At 67.0% G+C, this 19426-nt stretch carries 17 protein-coding genes, 2 tRNA genes and 1 pseudogene; 13 read left to right on the forward strand and 7 right to left on the reverse strand.

The window, feature by feature from the left end; translation table 11 throughout:
- The 5 genes and pseudogenes from N4G47_RS12395 to N4G47_RS12415 all read left to right on the forward strand — a co-directional run bounded on the left by N4G47_RS12395 (position 1) and on the right by N4G47_RS12415 (position 3587).
- A pseudogene (locus N4G47_RS12395) lies at positions 1 to 617 on the forward strand (DsbE family thiol:disulfide interchange protein).
- A 4-nt stretch (positions 618 to 621) separates the two neighbouring features.
- Entirely contained in the window at positions 622 to 1068 is a 447-nt protein-coding gene (locus N4G47_RS12400) for a cytochrome c-type biogenesis protein (protein ID WP_475287450.1), read from the forward strand.
- Positions 1062 to 2051: a tetratricopeptide repeat protein gene (locus tag N4G47_RS12405; protein WP_475289940.1), complete on the forward strand. Its 990-nt coding sequence runs from the start codon at positions 1062 to 1064 to the stop codon at positions 2049 to 2051. The genes N4G47_RS12400 and N4G47_RS12405 overlap by 7 nt, the downstream gene beginning before the upstream one ends.
- Before the next feature lie 78 nt (positions 2052 to 2129).
- A complete protein-coding gene (gene metX, locus N4G47_RS12410; RefSeq protein ID WP_475287452.1) occupies positions 2130 to 3242 on the forward strand; it encodes a homoserine O-acetyltransferase MetX in 1113 nt (370 codons plus the stop codon).
- Positions 3243 to 3587 (forward strand): DUF1294 domain-containing protein, encoded by a 345-nt coding sequence (locus N4G47_RS12415; RefSeq protein WP_249843478.1) that lies wholly within the window; start codon positions 3243 to 3245, stop codon positions 3585 to 3587.
- 91 nt (positions 3588 to 3678) lie between these two features.
- Here the strand turns inward: N4G47_RS12415 and cydC are convergent, their stop codons facing one another.
- Entirely contained in the window at positions 3679 to 5352 is a 1674-nt protein-coding gene (cydC, locus tag N4G47_RS12420) for a thiol reductant ABC exporter subunit CydC (protein ID WP_475287454.1), read from the reverse strand.
- A complete protein-coding gene (gene cydD / locus N4G47_RS12425; RefSeq protein WP_475287456.1) occupies positions 5349 to 7100 on the reverse strand; it encodes a thiol reductant ABC exporter subunit CydD in 1752 nt (583 codons plus the stop codon). The genes cydC and cydD overlap by 4 nt, the downstream gene beginning before the upstream one ends.
- Positions 7101 to 7328: 228 nt before the next feature.
- Between cydD and N4G47_RS12430 the strand changes: the two genes are divergently transcribed.
- The 5 genes from N4G47_RS12430 (at position 7329) to N4G47_RS12450 (ending at position 10605) form a co-directional block, all read left to right on the forward strand.
- Complete coding sequence (locus N4G47_RS12430; protein ID WP_107230964.1) at positions 7329 to 8918, forward strand: cytochrome ubiquinol oxidase subunit I; 1590 nt, start codon at positions 7329 to 7331, stop codon at positions 8916 to 8918.
- Between the two features lie 15 nt (positions 8919 to 8933).
- Positions 8934 to 10085, forward strand: coding sequence for a cytochrome d ubiquinol oxidase subunit II (gene cydB, locus N4G47_RS12435; protein ID WP_475287458.1), 1152 nt, complete (start codon positions 8934 to 8936; stop codon positions 10083 to 10085).
- A 54-nt stretch (positions 10086 to 10139) separates the two neighbouring features.
- Positions 10140 to 10256 carry a cytochrome bd-I oxidase subunit CydX gene (gene cydX, locus N4G47_RS12440; RefSeq protein WP_008268311.1) on the forward strand — a complete coding sequence of 39 codons (117 nt, stop codon included), beginning with the start codon at positions 10140 to 10142 and terminating at the stop codon, positions 10254 to 10256.
- 55 nt (positions 10257 to 10311) lie between these two features.
- Positions 10312 to 10388: transfer RNA gene (locus tag N4G47_RS12445), tRNA-Pro, on the forward strand.
- A 140-nt stretch (positions 10389 to 10528) separates the two neighbouring features.
- Positions 10529 to 10605, forward strand: a tRNA-Pro gene (locus N4G47_RS12450).
- A 263-nt stretch (positions 10606 to 10868) separates the two neighbouring features.
- On the opposite strand, the gene N4G47_RS12455 is transcribed toward N4G47_RS12450, so the two are convergent.
- The 5 genes from N4G47_RS12455 to N4G47_RS12475 are packed head-to-tail and all read right to left on the reverse strand — an operon-like array spanning position 10869 to position 13652.
- Positions 10869 to 11618, reverse strand: a complete 750-nt coding sequence (locus tag N4G47_RS12455) for a hypothetical protein (protein WP_475287460.1) — start codon at positions 11616 to 11618, stop codon at positions 10869 to 10871.
- Complete coding sequence (locus N4G47_RS12460) at positions 11615 to 12415, reverse strand: Tox-REase-5 domain-containing protein (RefSeq protein ID WP_475287462.1); 801 nt, start codon at positions 12413 to 12415, stop codon at positions 11615 to 11617. The genes N4G47_RS12455 and N4G47_RS12460 overlap by 4 nt, the downstream gene beginning before the upstream one ends.
- A 2-nt stretch (positions 12416 to 12417) precedes the next feature.
- Positions 12418 to 12759, reverse strand: coding sequence for a hypothetical protein (locus N4G47_RS12465; protein WP_475287464.1), 342 nt, complete (start codon positions 12757 to 12759; stop codon positions 12418 to 12420).
- Positions 12759 to 13229 (reverse strand): DUF4123 domain-containing protein, encoded by a 471-nt coding sequence (locus tag N4G47_RS12470; protein WP_475287465.1) that lies wholly within the window; start codon positions 13227 to 13229, stop codon positions 12759 to 12761. Before N4G47_RS12470 ends, N4G47_RS12465 begins: the two co-directional genes overlap by 1 nt.
- The gene (locus N4G47_RS12475) at positions 13230 to 13652 is read right to left on the reverse strand and encodes a PAAR domain-containing protein (protein WP_475287467.1); all 423 of its coding nucleotides are present in this window, start codon (positions 13650 to 13652) and stop codon (positions 13230 to 13232) included.
- Positions 13653 to 13977: 325 nt separating this feature from the next.
- On the opposite strand from N4G47_RS12475, the gene N4G47_RS12480 reads away from it, so the two are divergent.
- The 3 genes from N4G47_RS12480 to pgaB all read left to right on the forward strand — a co-directional run bounded on the left by N4G47_RS12480 (position 13978) and on the right by pgaB (position 19420).
- Positions 13978 to 15183, forward strand: a complete 1206-nt coding sequence (locus N4G47_RS12480; protein ID WP_107230975.1) for a CynX/NimT family MFS transporter — start codon at positions 13978 to 13980, stop codon at positions 15181 to 15183.
- A gap of 321 nt (positions 15184 to 15504) precedes the next feature.
- Positions 15505 to 17532 (forward strand): poly-beta-1,6 N-acetyl-D-glucosamine export porin PgaA, encoded by a 2028-nt coding sequence (gene pgaA / locus N4G47_RS12485; RefSeq protein WP_475287469.1) that lies wholly within the window; start codon positions 15505 to 15507, stop codon positions 17530 to 17532.
- Between the two features lies 1 nt (position 17533).
- Positions 17534 to 19420: a poly-beta-1,6-N-acetyl-D-glucosamine N-deacetylase PgaB gene (pgaB, locus tag N4G47_RS12490; RefSeq protein WP_475287471.1), complete on the forward strand. Its 1887-nt coding sequence runs from the start codon at positions 17534 to 17536 to the stop codon at positions 19418 to 19420.
- The last annotated feature ends 6 nt before the right edge of the window (positions 19421 to 19426 follow it).

The raw sequence follows: 19426 nt of genomic DNA on the forward strand, positions 1-19426 counted from the left end.
ATGTCCGAGTCCCCCGCCCCGCGCCCCTCCCGCCCGCTGCCGCCGGTAGCCATCGTGATCGGCGTGCTGTTCTTCTTCGGCCTGCTCGGGCTGATGATCTACGGGGTGATGAAATCGGGCGACCCGCAGCGTGACGTGCTGCCTTCGGCACTGATCGACAAGCCCGCGCCGGCGTTCGCGCTGCCGGTGCTGCACGACCCGGACATGATCGTGCGCAGCGATGAGCTGCGCGGCGCCCCTACCTGCTGAACGTGTGGGGCAGCTGGTGCGCGGCCTGCCGCGAGGAACACCCGGTGCTGACCCGTTTCGCCGAGAGCAAGCGCGTGCGCGTGATCGGCTACAACTGGAAGGACGACCCGACCGACGCGCTGCACTGGCTGGAACAGCTGGGCAATCCGTTCATGGTGGTGCTCAGCGATGTCGAGGGGCGTACCGCGATCGACTGGGGCGTGACCGCTGCGCCGGAGACCTTCCTGGTCGATGGCAGCGGCGTGGTGCGCTGGAAGTACAGCGGTGCGATGACCCAGCGTGTGGTCGACGAGAAGCTGATCCCGGCGCTGGAAAAGATCGAGAAGGCGCAGGGCAATGCCGGCACTACCCTGCATACGGCACCGTAAGCCGATGCGCTGGCTGCTGGTGCTGCTACTGATGCTGCCACTGGCCACGCTGGCCCAGCAGCCGCTGCACGACCCGCAGCCGCTGCAGTTCCGCGATGGCGCCGAAGAGCGTCGCTTCCATGATCTGGCCGCGCAGCTGCGCTGCGTGCAGTGCCAGAACCAGTCGCTGGCAGACTCCAATGCCCAGATTGCCCAGGACCTGCGCCGCGAGGTGCTGCAGCTGATGCAGCAGGGCCACGACGATGCGCAGATCAAGCAGTTCCTGGTGGCCCGCTATGGCGAGTTCGTGCTCTACCAGCCGCCGCTGCAGCCGGGCACCTGGCTGCTGTGGGGCGGCCCGTTGCTGGTACTCGGTGCCGGTGCGCTGGTGGTGCTGGGCATCGTCCGCCGCCGCGGGCGCACGGTGGCTGCCGCACCGGCCGGCAAGGGCGATGAAGGAGACGGCTGGTGAACGTGTGGCTGCCGACAATGGCCGGAGCCGTGGCAGCACTGATGGCGGTGCTGGTGCTGTGGCCGCTGCGCCACCACGGCCGCAAAGGGTTTGTCGTGGGTGTGCTCGCACTCGGCGTTGCCGGTGCCTGCCTGTATGTGCTGGTGGGTGATCCCCGTGCTGCGCAGCTGAAACCGGCAGCCACGGTGGCGACCTTGCACGATGGGGTGCAGGCCCTGCAGGACGCACTGAAGCGTGATCCGCAGCGTGCCGATGGCTGGGCCCTGCTGGGCCGTTCGCAGGCCGAACTGGGCGATGCTCCCGCCGCGGCCGCCGCGTTCGCCCGCGCCGCAGCGCTCGCCCCCGATGATCCGGGAGTGCTGGTGGAAGCGGCGCAGGCGCGTGCCCAGGCCGACCCGGGCAAGCGGTTCGATGACACCGCCGTGGGCTGGTTGCAGCAGGCTCGATCACTGGCTCCCGATGCGGAGCGGGCCAGCTGGTTGCTGGGCATCGCCCTGCGCCAGCGTGGCCGCAATGCCGAGGCCGCCGATGTGTGGAGCAGCCTGCTGCCACGGCTGGAACCCGGCGCCGCGCAGGCGTTGCAGGCGCAGATTGCCATCGCCCGTGAGGCGGCCGGCCAGTCCGCCGAAACAACGGTTGCAGCGGCGCCGGCATTGCTGCAGGTACGTGTGCAGTTGCCGGCCATGAAAGCGGCCGAGTGGCCGGCCAGCACCCAGGTGTTCGTGCTGGCGCGTGCCGTCGGCGGGCCGCCGATGCCGGTGGCCGCACGCAAGCTGTCACTGGCCGGCTTCCCGGCCACGATCGAGCTGGGCGACGCCGACAGCCCGATGCCCACCGCACCGCTGTCGGCGCACCGCGAAGTGGAAGTGCTGGCGCGCATCTCGCGCAGCGGCAGCGCCAACCGCAGCGAGGGCGACCTGCAGAGCGTGCCGGTGAAGGTGAGCCTGCCGCATGAAGGCGTGGTGGAGCTGCGCTTCCCGTAACGCGCCACCCGTAGTGCCGATCGCCAATGGAAACCAGCGTGTCGCCAGCTGCACATGCCGCCCCGCTAGAATGCCCTCATGACCGAATTCATCCCGCCCGGCACGCGTTTCCACGCCCTGCCCTCGCCGTTCCCGTTCAAGCGCGGTGGCGCCCTGCACGGCGCACGCGTGGCCTTCGAAACCTGGGGAACGCTGGCCACCGATGCCGGCAATGCGATCCTGATCGTCACCGGCCTGTCGCCGGACGCGCATGCCGCCGCCAATGAGGCCAACCCGGCACCGGGCTGGTGGGAAGCGATGGTTGGCCCGGGCAAGCCGATCGATACCGACCGCTGGTTTGTGGTGTGCGTCAATTCGCTGGGCAGCTGCAAGGGTTCGACCGGCCCGGCCTCGCTCAACCCCGCCACTGGCCAGCCCTACCGCCTCGATTTCCCCGAGCTGTCGATCGAAGACGGTGCCCGTGCCGCCGTCGAGGTCGTGCGTGCGCTGGGCATCACCCAGCTGGCCTGCGTGGTCGGCAATTCGATGGGCGGCATGACCGCATTGGCCGTGCTGATGCTGCACCCGGGCATCGCACGCAGTCACATCAACATCTCCGGCAGTGCGCAGGCGCTGCCGTTCTCGATCGCGATCCGCTCGCTGCAACGCGAGGCGATCCGCCTCGACCCGCGCTGGAATGGCGGCCACTACGACGACGCCGAATACCCCGAGTCCGGCATGCGCATGGCGCGCAAGCTGGGCGTGATCACCTATCGCTCCGCACTGGAATGGGACGGCCGATTCGGCCGCGTGCGGCTGGATTCGGACCAGGCCGACGACGATCCTTTCGGCCTGGAATTCCAGGTGGAGAGCTACCTGGAAGGCCACGCGCGTCGCTTCGTGCGTTTCTTCGATCCGAACTGCTACCTGTACCTGAGCCGTTCGATGGACTGGTTCGACCTGGCCGAGTACGCCGATGGCGACGTGCTGGCTGGGCTGGCGAAGATCCGGGTGGAGAAGGCGCTGGCCATCGGCGCCAACACCGACATCCTGTTCCCGGTGCAGCAGCAGCAACAGGTCGCCGACGGCCTGCGTGCCGGTGGTGCCCAGGCGCGCTTCATCGGCCTGGAATCGCCGCAGGGCCATGATGCGTTCCTGGTCGATTTCGAGCGGTTCGGCCCGGCCGTGCGCGACTTCCTCGACGCGCTGTAAGTGGGCTGGCGGCGCAACCTGGCGCTGGCCGCGTTCGGCGCCTTGATCGCCTTGATGATCAGCGGCGTGCTGCCGCTATGGCTGGGCGGCGGGTGCCTGCTGGTCAGCGCGGTGTCGTTCGGGCTGTACGGTCACGACAAACGCGCAGCCCAGCGAAAGCAATGGCGGATTCCCGAACGCACGCTGCAGCTGCTGGCGTTCGCCGGCGGCTGGCCCGGCGCGCTGCTCGGCCAGGCCGTATTCCGCCACAAGCACCGCAAGGCCGCATTCCAATGGGTGTTCTGGCTGTGCGTGCTGGCCAATGTGGCCTCGATCGCAGTGCTGCTGCGCGAGTTTTCGCGATAGCCCTCGCAATCGGTAGTGCCGGCCGCTGGCCGGCAATCACGTATCGGTGTGAAGCGCCATGAGGTTGCCGGCCAGCGGCCGGCACTACCATTTACGCTTCGCGCACCAGAACGCCATCACGCATCCGGTACTGTGCATCCACCACGCCTTCGGGCAGATCATCGTGGGTGATCATCAGCAGGCTGCGACCGTCCAGCAGCGCGGAAAGATCCTGCAACAGCGCGCGCGCCGTATCCACGTCCAGGCCTTCGGTCGGTTCGTCCAGCAGCAGGATCGGCGCGTTGCGCAGCAGCGCACGCGCCAGTGCCAGGCGCCGCGCCTGGCCGGCCGACAGCGTCGCGCCGTTCTCGCCCACCCAGGTCTGCAGGCCACCGTTGTGCTCGGCCCATTCGCCCAGGCGTACCCGGCGCAGCACCGCCCACAGCGCGGCGTCGCTGGCATCGGGATCGCCCAGCCGCAGATTCTCGGCTACCGTTCCGGCAAACACCGGTGCGTTCTGCGGCAGCCAGGCCAGCTGCCGATGCCATTCGGCCTGGGCGAAATCGCGCAGATCACGGCCGCCACAGGTCAACCGTCCCTGCTGCGGATCCCACAGGCGCAGCAGCAGGCTGGACAGCGTGGTCTTGCCGCAGCCGCTGTCACCGCGCAGGGCAATGCGTTCGCCTGGCGCCAGGGTCAGCTGCACACCGGCCAGTACCGGCCGCGCGGCACCCGGCCACTGGAAATGCACGTCATCCCAGTGCACGCGCGCCGCCTGTGGCACCGGCTGCGGTGCCTGCGGGTCCTCCACCGTCGGCGGCTGCTCGACGATGGCCTGCAGGCGATCGGCGGCGATGCGCCCGGATTGCAGCGACTGCCAGGCCAGGCCCATGCCCGCCCATAGCTCGATCAGCGCGACGGTGAGGAAGACCAGGCCGGCCGCCATTTCCGCCGCGATGCGCTGCTGCTCGGCAGCGTGCAGGGCCAGTGCCAGCATGGCCACCAGCCCAAGCCCGGCGACCAGCCCATGCAGCGTGGAGCCGGCAATCAATCGCCAGCGCCGGCGCCGGTCGCGCGAGGCCAGCTGCTTGGCCGCCACCCGCACCTTCAGCTGCCACGCTGCATCGGCATGCAGCGCGGCCAGATCGCCCGCGCCTTCCAGCCCCTCGAAGGCGGCGGTGCGCAGCGCGGCGCGATGCGCGGCGCGGTCGGCCTCTTCATCATCCCGGCCGCGCACGCCCAGCCACGGCACACCGAAGGCGATCAGCACCGCCAGTACCGCCAACAACAGCGCCGCTGATGGCAGGATCATCGCCGCCGAAGCAATCGCCACCAGCGACAATCCGCCCAGCGCCAGCAGCGGACCGATGGCGCGCACCAGCAGGCCATCGACCTCACCGATGTCACCGAGCAGGCGCGCCAGCAGGTCGCCGGTACGGGTGGCGCCCAACCGGGCCGGTGCCAGCGGCAGCGCGCGGCGGAAGAACCACACACGCAGATCGCGGGCGATGCGCAGGGTGGCATCGTGGCCGACCAGCTTTTCAAAGTAGCGCGACACGATCCGGGCCATGGTCAGGCCACGGATACCGGCCGACGGTGAGAAGAAGTTGAAGCCCTGGCCGAGCCCGGCCGCACCGGCCAGCGCAGCCGCGGTGAGGAAACCACCGGACAGGCCCAGCAGTGCGGTACCGGCCAGCATCGTGGTCCACAGCAGCAGCACGGTCAGCAGCAGGCGCGGCCGATGGCGCAGGAACACCGCGCGCAGCGAATCGGGCGAACGGTTCATGCGCGCACCGCCTGCGCCGGTTCGACCAGGCGACCTTTCGGCAGCAGCAGGCAGCGGTCGGCCCAGGCGATCACGGTCGGGCTGTGGGTGGCCACCACCACGCTGCGCCCGCGCGCATACGCGGCCAGGCTGCGCAGCAGTGCCGCTTCGGTATCGGCATCGAGGAAGGCGGTGGGTTCGTCCAGCAGCAGCACCTGCGGGTCGCGCAGCAGCAAGCGCGCCAGGGCGATGCGTCGAGCTTCGCCACCGGACAGGCCGAAGCCGCGCTCGCCGATCACCGTGTCCAGCCCCTGCGGCAGACGCTGTGCGAACTGCAGCACCTGCGCGGCCTCGGCGACCGCGCGCAGGCGCGCGTCAGTGGCCCCGGGATCGGCCAGCCGCAGGTTGTCGGCGATGCTGCCGTGGAACAGATACGGGCGCTGGCTGGCGTAGGCCACCTGCACACCGGGGCGCAACTGCAACTTGCCGGCGCGCGGCGGCAACCAGCCGGCCAGCGCTTCCAGCAGCGTGCTCTTGCCACTGCCACTGGGGCCGACCAGGGCCAGCCGCTGGCCCGGCTCCAGCAGCACGTCCAGATTCTGCAGCACATCCTGCGGCGCACCCAGCGGGCGCAGCACCAGGCCGCGCGCCTGCAAGGGCGGCAATGCGGCCTCGGCCGGCTCCAGCTCCACCGCCAGCGGCGCGGTCTCGTTCTCGACCAGGCCCTGCTCATCGGGCAACGACTGCAGCAGACGCTCTACTTCGGCGGCGGCGGCCAGGGCATTGGCGCGGTCGTGGTAGTGCGCGGCCAGGCGCCGCAGCGGGGCGTAGAACTCCGGGGCCAGCAGCAGGCAGAACAGGCCGGCGCCGAGGCTCGGCACGCTGGCGTGCAGCGACATCATGCCCAGGTAGCTCAGGCCCAGGTACAAGGCCACCATCGCCACGCTCACCGAGGCGAAGAACTCCAGCACCGTGGAGGACAGGAAGGCAATGCGCAGCACCTTCAGGGTTCGCAGACGCACACCCTCGGCGGCGGCTTCGACACCGGCCAGCTCCGCCTCACCGCGGCCATACAGGCGCAGCAGGCCCAGTCCCTTGATGCGGTCGGCGAAATGGCCACTCATCCGCGCCAGCTCTCCCAGCTGCGCACGGCCTGCGGCCTCCGCGCCCCAGCCCACCAGCATCATGAAGAACGGCACCAGCGGCGCGGTAAACAACAGGATCAGTGCCACCACCCAGTCGACCCAGGCCACTGCGGCCAGGATCAGCAGCGGGACCACCACCACTTCAGTGCGTACCGGCAGGAAACCGCTGTAATAATTCTCAATCGCATCGCCGTGATGCAGCATCAGTTCGCCCAGTTCGCCGGTGCGGCGCTGGCGCAGCCACAGCGGGCCATGGCCCAGCAGGCGGGCGAACACGCGCTCGCGCAATGCCAGCCGTGCGGCATCGGCCACATCGCCGGCCGCCACCTGGGTGGCGCTGCCCAACAGGGTGCGCAGCACCAGAATCAGCGCCAGCGCACCCAGTACCGGCAGCCCCGACGCCAGCGCGGCGTGCTCCACCAGCACCTGCTGCACCAGCCAAGCGATGCTGGCGGCCTGGCCGATCAGCAACGCGCCCGACACGCTGATGCACAACGCGGCCAGGCGCTGACGACCGCGTGCCGGCCGCGCCAGATCGGCCAGCCAGGCCGTGCGCGCGCGCCGCTGACGGGTGGTTTCAGCGTCCGGGGACAGGCTGGCGGAAGTCGTTTCGGCAGCGCTCAAGGGGTCTTCACGGTCAACGGGGGAGACACGGCATTGTAGGCGCAGGCAACAGCCCGCCCCTGCGGCCGGCGGTCGCAGTCTTCATCAGGTTCGCATACGATCCCTTCGCAGACCTGTTCATACATTGATCTGGATCAAGGCTTTCTGAAGTAGTCGGTCACATCATTCACGTCGTAGACCACCCTTCCCGCCACCTGCAACGGCACTATCCAACGAGGTAGCCAGGCCATGATTGATCAGACAGTCGTAGAACTGTCGCGGCTGCAATTCGCGCTGACCGCGATGTACCACTTCCTATTCGTACCGCTCACCCTTGGCCTGTCCTTCATGGTGGCCATCATGGAGAGCGTGTACGTGATGACCGGCAAGGAGATCTGGCGCAGGATGACCCTGTTCTGGGGCGTCCTGTTCGGCATCAACTTCGCCATGGGCGTCGCCACCGGCATTGTCATGGAATTCCAGTTCGGTATGAACTGGTCCTACTACAGCCACTACGTGGGTGACATCTTCGGTGCGCCGCTGGCCATCGAAGGCCTGATGGCATTCTTCCTGGAAGCCACCTTCGTCGGCCTGTTCTTCTTCGGCTGGAACCGCCTGAGCAAGGTCAAGCACCTGATGGTGACCTGGCTGATGGCGCTGGGCACCAACCTGTCGGCAATCTGGATCCTGATCGCCAACGGCTGGATGCAGAACCCGACCGGTGCGGTGTTCAACCCGGAAACCATGCGCATGGAAGTGGTCGACTTCATGGCGGTGGTGTTCAACCCGGTGGCGCAGGCCAAGTTCGTGCACACCGTCAGCGCCGGCTACGTGACCGGTGCGGTGTTCGTGATGGCGATCAGTGCCCTGTTCCTGCTGCGCAACAAGCACAAGGACCTGGCCCGTCGTTCGTTCGCGGTCGCCGCGGCGTTCGGCCTGCTGTCCTCGCTGTCGGTGGTGGTGCTGGGTGACGAGAGCGGTTACGCCGCCAGCGAACACCAGAAGATGAAGCTGGCCGCGATCGAAGCGATGTGGGAAACCGAGCGTGCGCCGGCCGACTTCACCGCCTTCGGCATCCCGAACCAGACGACCCACCAGAACGACTACGCGGTGAAGATCCCGTACCTGATGGGCCTGATCGCCACCCGTTCGTTGAACCAGCCGATCCCGGGCATCCTGGAACTGGTCGAGCGTGCCGAACACCGCGTGCGTGGCGGCCAGCTGGCCTACGGTGCGCTGGAACGCCTGCGTGCCAACAAGAACGACGTCGAAGCGCGCGAGATGTTCGATCGCCACTGGCAGGATCTGGGCCACGGCCTGCTGCTCAAGCGCTACCGCGATGACATCCTCAACGCCACCCCGCAGGAAATCTCGCAGGCGGCGATGGATACCGTGCCGCGCGTGATGCCGCTGTTCTGGACCTTCCGCGTGATGGCCGGCCTCGGCTTCTACCTGATCGCCTTCTTCGCACTGGCCTTCTACTACTCCTGCCGCAACAACTTCCAGGACAAGCGCTGGTTCCTCAAGGTGGCCCTGTGGACGCTGCCGGCACCGTGGATCGCCATCGAATGCGGCTGGTTCGTGGCCGAGTACGGTCGCCAGCCGTGGGCGGTTGATGGCGTACTGCCGACCTTCTATGCGGCATCGGGCCTGGCCCTGCACGAAATCGTGCTGACCCTGGCCGGCTTCACCGCGATCTACACCGCACTGATCGTGGTCGAGATCAAGCTGATGCTCAAGGCGATCCGCAAGGGTCCGGACGAGGTGCTGCCGTCGCTGCAGTCGCCTCAGCCGCATGCTTCCCACAATGCCTCGGCGCCCGCCGCCGGCCAGGCCTGAGGCAGGAGAACCACGATGGATTTCATTCTTCTGGACTACACCACGCTGCGCGTGATCTGGTGGCTGCTGCTCGGCATCCTGCTGATCGGCTTTGCCGTGATGGATGGTTTTGACCTGGGCGTGGGCACCTTGCTGCCCTTCGTCGCCCGCACCGATGCCGAGCGCCGCCTGGTGATCAACACCATCGGCCCGGTCTGGGAAGGCAACCAGGTGTGGCTGGTGCTGGGCGGTGGTGCGATCTTCGCCGCGTGGCCGCCGTTGTACGCGGTCAGCTTCTCCGGGTTCTACCTGGCGATGTTCGTGATCCTGTTCGCGCTGATCCTGCGTCCGGTTGGCTTCAAGTTCCGCAGCAAGATGCCCAGCGAACGCTGGCGCAACACCTGGGACTGGGCACTGTTCATTGGTGGCTTCATCCCGGCGCTGATCATGGGCGTGGCGGTGGGCAATGTGCTGCTGGGCGTGCCGTTCCACTTCGATGACAGCATGCGCATCTTCTACACCGGCTCGTTCTTCGGTCTGCTGATGCCGTTCGCGCTGCTGGCCGGCCTGCTCAGCGTGTCGATGCTGGTCGCCCACGGTGCCGCCATGCTGGTGATCAAGACCGACGGCCCGGTGGCCGAACGTGCGGCCCGCTTCGGCAGCATCGCCGCGATCATCGCCTTCGTGCTGTTCGCGGTGGGCGGTGCCTGGGTGGCCTTCGGCCTGCCCGGCTACCAGATCACCTCGCAGGTGGTCACCGATGGCGCCACCAACCCGCTGCTGAAGACCGCCGAGCTCGGCGCCGCCGGTGGCTGGATGCGCAACTACAGCACGATGCCGGCCACGATCCTGGCGCCGCTGCTGGGCCTGGCCGGCCTGCTGGCCAGCGCGGTGCTGCTGCGAGCCCGTCGCGGCGGCCTGGCCTTCATCGCCTCCGGTGCGGCCATCGCCGGCATCATCCTGACCGTCGGCTTTGCCATCTTCCCGTTCCTGCTGCCGTCCTCGAGCCAGCCCACCACCAGCCTGACCGTGTGGGATGCCTCGTCCAGCCACCTGACCCTGTGGATCATGCTGCTGGCCACGGCGGTGTTCCTGCCGATCATCCTCGCCTACACCACTTGGGTGTACCGCGTGCTGAAGGGCAAGACCACCAGCGAAGAGATGGGCAACAACCCGAACGCTTACTGATTGACGATGTGCCGGTCCATGGCCGGCACATCCCTTGAACAAAGGAGATTGACCATGTGGTATTTCGCCTGGATCCTCGGTGCCGGCCTCGCCTCGACGGTGGCCATCCTCAACGGCATGTGGTTCGAAGCCCGCGAGCAGAACCGCATCGAGAAGGAAAATCGTCACTGAGCGGTAAAAAAGCCTTGCCGCCTTGGCCTTCACACGGTATCTTAGGCGGCTCCTTCGGGGTGTAGCTCAGTCTGGTAGAGCGCTACGTTCGGGACGTAGAGGTCGCAGGTTCGAATCCTGTCTCCCCGACCACTCATGTGGTCGCATTGAAGCCTGGTGAAGTCGTCCAGGCTTTTTTGTTCCCTGAAGTGGCACTGCTTCGGCAGTGTGAAGAAAACAGCATTTACCCCTTGCCGCCATCGGGGTAGATCGCTAGAATAGGCGGCTCCCTTCGGGGTGTAGCTCAGTCTGGTAGAGCGCTACGTTCGGGACGTAGAGGTCGCAGGTTCGAATCCTGTCTCCCCGACCACTTCGGTGGTCACCAAGAAGCCTGGAAGACGACAGTCCTCCGGGTTTTTTGTGCCTGGCATTCGGGCAACGGGGGAAACGGCAATGGCCCCGCCCCGCCATCCTTCCTCGACGGAGCCGTACGTTCAGGCTGGCGAAATGCCCCCAGGCCCGGCCGGCACATGTCAGGCGTTCCTGTACGCCCTGGCGCCACCGCGCGCGCCGGCAGATGCCATTCGCTCCGTGCAGATTGGCTCGAGCGCCGTAGGTCGTGCATCCGCTCTCTCACCCCTTCAAGCTCGGGTCCGTGACCGGCAGCAGGTCATAGCTGGCAAGATCCATCTCAACACGGTGAACCTGGTCCACCTGCGCATCGTCGGTGGGATCAAACACGCCCGGCACCGAGACGATGACCGTGCCCAGACCATCGACCGGGTGGACGGCATGTGCGTCGGGAATCTGCGCGTGGGTGATCTGCGCGGGGACGAAGCCCATCCAGCCAAAGAACTCGCGGTGTTGATACAAGCGTCGGCTCATCTGATATGTCACAAGGCCCTTCTCGGGCGTTCTGGCTTTGACATTCGTACAGGCGAACGTCGGCCGCAATGCCTTCACCAGCTCGATCAGCACATTGAGCACTAGCAGAGACGTCGCATCCCCAAACGGCTCAAGACCCTCAATACTGAAAGCATTAAATCCAGTTGTCGGGTCCAACTGGAGCACAACCACTCCCGGTTTACGCCAGTCGCGGTCGTTGTCGACATTGGCGAGACTCAAAGACGCACCGAGTTCCGCATAGTCACCAAATCGCTGGCGACGCTTCTCCACATCCCGTTCCATCCGAGTCAAGAGCTCTTCCGAATCATTCAAGGAAAGAGTCTTCTCCTTCTGACTCGAAGGAAGCGCATACCACCCTTTCATTAATGGATGCATCCGCGCCAGTTTCTCAGCTATCTCCACAGCTACTCGCAGAACTTCGCGCGGAGATTTCGCGACAGGCGCTGTCCACAGATCGGCTTGAGCTCGGATGATCATATACCACCTCCCGGGAATGGCTCATATCTGCAAATCAACGGGTCAAGTCGAGCAAATTCAATGGCCGCTGCCATTGCCCTTCCCTCCATGAAGCACCAAACAAGCCTTCCTTGAGGCTCAGCGATCGCAATCGCAGCGCGCTGCCGAATCATCTGCTCCCTCCATGGTTGAAAGACACTGGGTACCACAAACCTGTACTTCGGCTTTTCTTCTTCATCCAGAAACTGGTCGTACCTCCCCTTTGCCTCCACCACCGTGCAGTCCTTCAACCAGAACCCATCAAACTCACAGGCGTTGAAATGCCACTCCTGCACGGTGCGTGAGAACCCATCACGCTCAAGGTAGTCAAACAACGTATCCACCGAGAACAACCGCCGATCAGGATCCGCCTTGTCGGCGACCATGAAACCAAAGCGCAGCGGTGCCGAGCGCAGGTTGGCGATGTACAACTGATACTCGTAATTGATCAGATTGCTTTGGGTCACATAGCGCGGGGTAAGGGGTGGACCGATGAACCCCTCCTTCAGCAGGCACTCGTTGCACGCGGTTTCGTCGGGCATCTGCGAGCAGTCCACCTCCCGCGCCTTGACCTTCGGCTCAGCGCGCGCATCCGGCTTGGCTTCACCGCGCACCCGCCGCTGGATGCCATCCACCACATCGCGAATGCCATCGACCACGTCACCGGTGGTCGGCCCACCGTGGGGTTCCACCGGATGGCCGTCTTCATCCACGCCGCCGTTGCCGCCTCCCATGCCGGGCCCAAGCCAAGGCCGCGGGCCGATGATTCTGGTGCCCATCGTTACTCCTGGTGTCCTGCCAGATTCGACAGCAGATCAGCCGCTGCCAGATTCGGATCCTTCGCGGTGCGCATCCACATGTCCGCGGCCGGGACGGCCCGCAAACCGCGCGTCCGTGCCACATCTGCCTTCACCCAGCGCACCAGCACCGGCAGGTGGGTGATGCGCAGCACGTAGGCGGCATGGTCATGGCTTTGCACTACCTCATCCATCAATGCGCCATCGCTCAGATGACCCACCCTGCCGGGGTACTCCTCGCGAATCTCCCGGCACAACAACGGGAAAAAGGTGGAGGGGTCAGGCAGACGCAGCAGGGCCTCCTGCTCTTCGTTGATCTCAAACATCAACCGGTCTCCGCTGCATACAGCGCGTCACGTTCCAAGGCGTAGTGCTGGCCCAGCATCTGGAAGCGCCACTGCCGCAGCGGGCCCATCAGCTGCCTGCGCTGCTGCAGCGTGAACGCCCGCTGCAAGCGCAGGAACACGCGACCATCCCAGTAGCGCAGCAGTGCCAGCTTGCCGCTGGGACGGCGCAGGTCCAGGCAGGCTTCCAGGTGCTGGAACACCGTTTCAAATCCGGCGTCGCTGCTGAGCCAGGCCACGACCGGCTTGTTCATTTCCAGCGCGCGCAACCATCCATCCACCGGGGTCTGGTGCTGCGCGGGCAACTGGATCAGCCAGGGCCCGAGGCTGGCGTGCGCCGCCTCGGGCTGGCGTGCCAACAGGGTCCGGTGCGGCAGGTCCTGCGCATACCAGGCCAGCGCCTTGGCCGTGTCGGCATAGGCCGCTGCATCGACAATGACGTATCGGTTCATTCAGCGCCCCAGGAAGGTTGCGCCGGAGCGCGAAGCGGCCAGCAGGCACGCCTCGCATACAGACGGCTTGCCGGCCTGCGGCAGTACCGGCAACGGGGCCGGCTGCGAGGCGGCAGCGGCGGGCCTGGCACTGTCAGCCCCGCCACCTTTGCCACCCATGTCCACATGGACGCGGGATTGCTTGCCGGACATCAGCGAGCAGCCGCACGAGAGCCGGTCGCCGTGGCGCGCGACGGGCTGGCCTTCAAACGTCAGCGTGATGTCGCCGCTTACGATGGTGGCCACGCACTGGTGCCTGGGGCAGGTGGCTTTGTCGCCCACCCGCGCAACCGGCATGCCCTCGATGTCGGTCGCGGGGGAGCCGGTGATGACCCTGCCACCGCCGGTGGTCGCATCACCGACCACAATCAACGTCCTTGCCACCCTGTAATCCTTCCGCCCTGGAGGTGGCCCGAACCTAGCAACGCTCCGACACCGCGCGCGCTTCAACGCGGCGTCGAGCACAGCGTGCCTCCCGCATCAGCACCGGCGCAGGCTGGCACTGCAAGGGTTTGGCTGGATTGCGGCGAATACGTGACGCACATCAGCCGCCGCCCTCCAGCGATGCAGATCGCGACAAATCGCGCCAACAGGACCTCACCCCGCCAGCCACGTACAATGGCGCCTCCCCCACCCTGCCGCGTCGGCGTAGACCGATGCCGGCCCTGCATGCCAGCACTCCGGCGTGCGTCACCTGCAAGGACCACCGATGAGCTCCTCCCCTTCCGATTCGCCGTCGCTGCTGCACGGGCGCCTGCTCGCCTTCGCCGCGATCCTGCTGGCCGCAGTCAACCTGCGCACCGCCGTCACCTCGATCACGCCGCTGCTGGACGTGCTCGGCCAGCAGTTCGGCTTCGGCACCACCATGACCGGCGTGCTGGGCATGCTGCCGACCGCCTCGTTCGCCCTGTTCGGCGTGGCCACACCGGCGTTGGCACGGCGCCTGGGCCTGGAGCGCACCACGCTGCTGGCGATGGTGATGGCGATGGCCGGCCTGCTGCTGCGCTCCAGCGCCGGCAATGTCGGCACGCTGCTGCTGGGTTCGGTGCTGGCGCTGGCCGGCATGGGCATCGGCAACGTGGTGGTGCCGCCGCTGGTGAAGCGCTACTTCGCCAACAAGGTCGGCACCATGAGCACGCTCTACATCAGTGTGCTGCAGCTGGGCACGATGCTGCCGGCGCTGCTGGCGGTGCCGGTGGCCAACGCGGCCGGCTGGCGCGTGTCGCTGGGCATGTGGGCACTGCTGGCGCTGGCCGCCGCGCTGCCGTGGCTGATGCTGGCCCGGCGCGCGCCGAAGCCGCAGGCCGATGTCACCGACCCCACCGCGCAGCCGCATGGCAAGGTCTGGCGCACGTCGCTGGGCTGGAGCATGACGCTGATGTTCGGCATGACCTCGCTGATGACCTATTCGATGTTCACCTGGCTGCCGCGCATCGTGGTCGAGGCCGGTGGCTCGCCGGCCTTCGGCGGGGTGATGGTGGCGGTGTTCTCGGCGCTGGGCCTGCTGCCCTCGCTGGTCATTCCGTCGATGGCGGTGCGCCTGCAGAACCCGTTCCCGCTGGTGCTGATCGGCTTCTTCTCGTTCGTGATCGCCTTCACCGGCCTGCTGCTGGCACCGATGAAGGCCCCGCTGCTGTGGGCCTGCCTGCTCGGCGTCGGCCCGTCCACGTTCCCGCTGGCGCTGACCCTGATCAACCTGCGTACGCGTACCCCCACCGGCTCGGCGGCGCTGTCCGGCTTCATGCAGGGCGTGGGCTACAGCTTCAGCTGCCTGGGGCCGTTCCTGGTCGGCTGGCTGCACACCGTCAGCGACGGCTGGACGCTCCCATTCAGCTTCCTGTTCGGCTGCGCCACGCTGATGCTGTGCGCCTCCTGGGTGGCCTGCAAGCCGCGCAAACTGGAAGACCTCTGGTAAGCCGCGGCGGCCGCTCATCGCCCCTTCCGGGAAATTTGACGCGCAACTGACAATTCCGGGCGGATAGTGCCCACGAGTGCCCAACCTTGCCGCGTGTCGGCATTGGGCCTTGGGGCGGCCCGGCCGCCCAGGCCACCACTCGGTGCGCGGGGATTCTCGTTCAAGACATGACATCGCGGGTCGCTGTCCGGGTTGTACCCGTCCTGACTGGGCGGGAGTGCACGAAGGGAGTGACGCAGGGCACGGCCATCCAGAAATCTGGCATGTGATGTGCGTCACAGTTTTCACGGTTGTCTGGTCAGGAAGCCAAGGGGGTCCCCAATGGTCGTCCACCGCCGGCTGGCGCTCTGCGTCGGCCTCGCCTGCTCCGCGCTGGCCTGGGCCAGCAGTGCCGCGCCGCCGGACCGCGAGGCGGCGCTGGCCGAGATCGGCCGCTACCGTGACCAGGCCCGCTGGCTGGACGCACTGGGCGCGATCGAACGTGCGAGCCAACAACAGCCCAATGACGACCTGCTGTTCAAACTGCGCGTCCTGACCCTGGGCGACATCGGCAATGCGTGGCGCGCCTGGGAGCTCTACCAGCAGCGACCGCAGCTGTTCGACGATGCCCAGAAGCAACGCCTGGAGGGCGACTATCTGGCCAAGCTGGTGGTCTGGAGCCTGGCCTACAGCCGCAGCGAAGACAGCCGCCTGGAAGAGGCCGAATTCACGCTGGCGCGCATGCAGCGCTATCTTGGCGGCGAAGGCACGCCACCGGCCCAGGCCCCGCTGCGCATCCGCATGGACCGCCTGATCCTGCTCAACCGGCTGGGGCGCCACGCCCAGGTGCGCGAGGAGGCACGCGCCCTGCAGGCCGAGGGTCACACGCTGCCCGACTACGTGCTGCCTGCGGTGGGCGATTCACTGATGGGAACGCTGCATCCGCAGGAAGCCATCCCGGTGCTGCAGGCCGCGGTGGCCGGCGATCCCACACGCGATGCCTCGCACTCGCAACTGGCCTACGCCTACCTGGAAAGCGAGCAGCAGGAGAACGCCATTGAGCTGTTGCAGGCGTGGCGTGACAAGGAACCGGCCTGGCGCTGGAGCAATGGCAAATCGCCGTATGCGAACTGGTCGCGCTACGAGGCCGACCTGAATCTGGCGATGGTGCGCGCCTACAGCGGCGACCTGTCCACCGCGCAGCACGACCTGGAATCGATGGTGGATATCGCGCCGGGCAACGGCGGCCTGCAGAGCGCACTGGGCAGCGTGTACATGATGCGCGGCTGGCCACGCCGGGCCCTGCAGCGGCAGCAGATGGCGCACGCGCTCGACCCGCGTGACGTTGAGGCGCGGCTGGGCATGGAAGAGGCCTACGTCGCCCTGCAGCGCGATGACCTGGCGCGACCGCTGCACGACGACCTGGTCGCGCGCTACCCGACCCAGCCGGCGGTGCAGCGCATGGACCAGGCGTGGCGCGTGCATCGCGGGTGGCAGGTGCAGGCATGGACCGACATCGGACGCAGCTCCGGCGGTGGCGGCACCTCGCCCCTGGGCAACAACGATCGTCGCTATGGCGTGGAAGTGCAGTCGCCGATCCTGGACGATCGCTGGCGGCTGTTTGCCTTTGCCGACCGGCGCTCGGTCGACTTCCAGGACCAGCGCATCGACCCGCTCTGGCTCGGCGCAGGCGTGCGCTACCGCTTCGGCCAGCTGGATGCGGAAGCGGCCGTGCTGCGCGCCAACGACCATGTGGGTGATACCGGCCTGCGCGCCGGCGTGGGTTGGCAGTTCAACGACTACTGGCACGCCGGCCTGGTGGCCGCGCGCAATGATCCGGAAGCGTCGATGCAGGCGCGCGTTGCCGGCATCACCGCCGACAGCCTGAGCGCGCGGGTGGACTACCGGCGCAGTGAGCTGACCCACTGGATGTTTGGCGCCAGCCGCTTCCGCTACGACGACGGCAATCATCGCGAGCTGTTCAGTACCGCCCTCGAGCAGCGCCTGCTGACTCGACCGCGCTGGCTGGTCGACGGCCTGGCCAGTGCCTACACCAGTCGCGGCAGCCGCGATGATGCGCCCTATTTCAACCCGTCGCGTGACCGCATGGTCGAGATCGGGCTGCGCATCGACCAGCAACTGTGGCGGCACTACGAACGCCACTTCCGGCACCGGCTGACGGTTTCGCTGGGGGACTACTGGCAGGACGGCTTCGGCAGCGCGCTGGTGCCATCGGTGTCCTACCAGCATGAGTGGCAGCTGGGGCCGGGCCGTGTGCTCGAGTACGGCGTACGCTGGTCGCGGCCGGTCTACGACGGCCACCGCGAACGCCATCTCGGCTTCGAAGCCGCATTGCGCTGGGGAGACTGACATGGCCCGCATCCTGCGACTGATCCTGCTGCTGTTGCTCAGCACCGCACCGACCGCACTGGCACAGCAGGCCGCGCATCTCGATGCGGCCGACAACGGGCTGCTGATCCTCAGCTACCACGATATCCGCGACCAGGTGGCCGCCAAGGGCGATGCCGATACCTACGCGGTGAGCACGCAGAACTTCGCCGCACACCTGGACTGGCTGGGGGCGCATGGCTACCACCCGGTGTCGCTGTCGCAGGTGATCGATGCTTCGCAGGGCCGCGCCACGCTGCCACCGCAGCCGGTGCTGCTGACCTTCGATGACGGCCTGCGCAGTGTCTACGACAAGGCGTTCCCGTTGCTGCAGGCCTATCGCTACCCGGCCCTGGTGGCGGTGATCACCGACTACATGGACATGGCGCCGGGGCGCACCATCGACTACGGCTACCGCCCGTTCGGCCACGACGATTTCCTCACCTGGGCGCAGCTGAAGCAGATGCATGACAGCGGCCTGATCGAAGTGGCCAGCCATACCGACAACCTGCACCATGGCGTGCTTGCCAATCCGCAGGGAAACTCCACTCCGGCCGTCGTGACCCGGGTCTACTCACCTTCCACGCGCAGCTATGAGACCGAGACGCAGTACGAGCAGCGCCTGCGCGCCGACCTGACCCGCAGTGCGCAGCGTATCGAGCAGCACCTTGGCGTACGCCCCCGCGCGATCGTGTGGCCGTACGCGGCCTACAACCAACTGAGCAACGACATCGCCGAGCAGCTGGGCATGCCGGTGTCGTTCGACCTGGAGGGGCGCAGCACACCGGTCACCCGTGAGCTGCACGGCCTGGCGCGTTTCCTGGTCAGCGACAACCCGACCGTGGAAGGACTGGCATTCGAACTGCGCCGCGACGCGGCACTTGATGGCATCCGCGCCCTGCAGATCGACCTGGATGATGTGTATGACCCCAACCCGGCGCAGCAGGCGCGTAACCTCGACGCGCTGATCGAACGGGTCAAGCGCATCGCACCCACCCACGTCTACCTGCAGGCCTTCGCCGACGCCGACGGCAACAACACCGCCGATGCGCTGTACTTCCCCAATCGCCACATGCCGATGCGCGCGGACCTGTTCAGCCGCGTGGCCTGGCAGCTGAAATCCCGCGCAGGGGTGAAGGTGTATGCGTGGCTGCCGGTGCTGGGCTTCGAGCTGCCCGACCCGGTGCAGCGCAAGGCATTGGCCATCCACAACGGCGATGCCGATGGCATGTACCGGCTGGACTTCACCAACCCGAAGGCGCGCCAGATCATGCTCGACCTCTACGAGGACCTGGCGGTCAATTCCTACTTCGAAGGCCTGCTGTTCCACGACGATGGCTACCTGCGCGACACCGAGCTGCCGTCGCTGCCGGCGGGGAGCGATGGCAGCGCGCGCACCCAGGCGCTGATCGACTTCACCCTGGCCCTGCGCGACCGCGCGCAACGCTGGCGGCCGAAACTGGCCACCGTGCGCAACCTGTATGCCGAACCGGTGCTGCGCCCGCAGAGCGAAGCCTGGTTCGCGCAACGCCTGGACCTGTTCAACAAGGCCTATGACCAGACCGCGCTGATGGCGATGCCGTGGATGGAGGGCAGCAAGCATCCGGAGCGCTGGCTTGACCAGCTGCTGGCCGCCGTACGCCGCCACGATCCACAACTGCAGCACACGCTGTTCGAGCTGCAGACCGTCGACTGGCGCACGGGCCAGCCGATTCCCGCCGACCGCCTGCGCGCGCAGATCCGCCAGCTGCAGGCACAGGGTGTGCACCACTTCGCCTGGTACCCGGATGACTTCATCGCCGACCAGCCCTCCACCCACGATGCCCGTGCGGCCATGTCCGCCGGCAACTTCCCGTATCCGGAGAAGTGACGTGGA

Source organism: Stenotrophomonas sp. GSD10, from assembly GCF_056172695.1.

Excerpts from the sequence above, each read along its gene's own strand:
- pgaA (WP_475287469.1), top strand. The coding sequence starts at position 15,505 with ATGGTCGTCCACCGCCGGCTGGCGCTCTGCGTCGGCCTCGCCTGCTCC.
- cydC (WP_475287454.1), bottom strand. The coding sequence starts at position 5,352 with ATGAACCGTTCGCCCGATTCGCTGCGCGCGGTGTTCCTGCGCCATCGG.
- N4G47_RS12480 (WP_107230975.1), top strand. The coding sequence starts at position 13,978 with ATGAGCTCCTCCCCTTCCGATTCGCCGTCGCTGCTGCACGGGCGCCTG.
- N4G47_RS12470 (WP_475287465.1), bottom strand. The coding sequence starts at position 13,229 with ATGAACCGATACGTCATTGTCGATGCAGCGGCCTATGCCGACACGGCC.
- pgaB (WP_475287471.1), top strand. The coding sequence starts at position 17,534 with ATGGCCCGCATCCTGCGACTGATCCTGCTGCTGTTGCTCAGCACCGCA.
- N4G47_RS12460 (WP_475287462.1), bottom strand. The coding sequence starts at position 12,415 with ATGGGCACCAGAATCATCGGCCCGCGGCCTTGGCTTGGGCCCGGCATG.
- N4G47_RS12430 (WP_107230964.1), top strand. The coding sequence starts at position 7,329 with ATGATTGATCAGACAGTCGTAGAACTGTCGCGGCTGCAATTCGCGCTG.
- N4G47_RS12465 (WP_475287464.1), bottom strand. The coding sequence starts at position 12,759 with ATGTTTGAGATCAACGAAGAGCAGGAGGCCCTGCTGCGTCTGCCTGAC.
- metX (WP_475287452.1), top strand. The coding sequence starts at position 2,130 with ATGACCGAATTCATCCCGCCCGGCACGCGTTTCCACGCCCTGCCCTCG.
- N4G47_RS12455 (WP_475287460.1), bottom strand. The coding sequence starts at position 11,618 with ATGATCATCCGAGCTCAAGCCGATCTGTGGACAGCGCCTGTCGCGAAA.
- cydB (WP_475287458.1), top strand. The coding sequence starts at position 8,934 with ATGGATTTCATTCTTCTGGACTACACCACGCTGCGCGTGATCTGGTGG.
- cydX (WP_008268311.1), top strand. The coding sequence starts at position 10,140 with ATGTGGTATTTCGCCTGGATCCTCGGTGCCGGCCTCGCCTCGACGGTG.
- N4G47_RS12400 (WP_475287450.1), top strand. The coding sequence starts at position 622 with ATGCGCTGGCTGCTGGTGCTGCTACTGATGCTGCCACTGGCCACGCTG.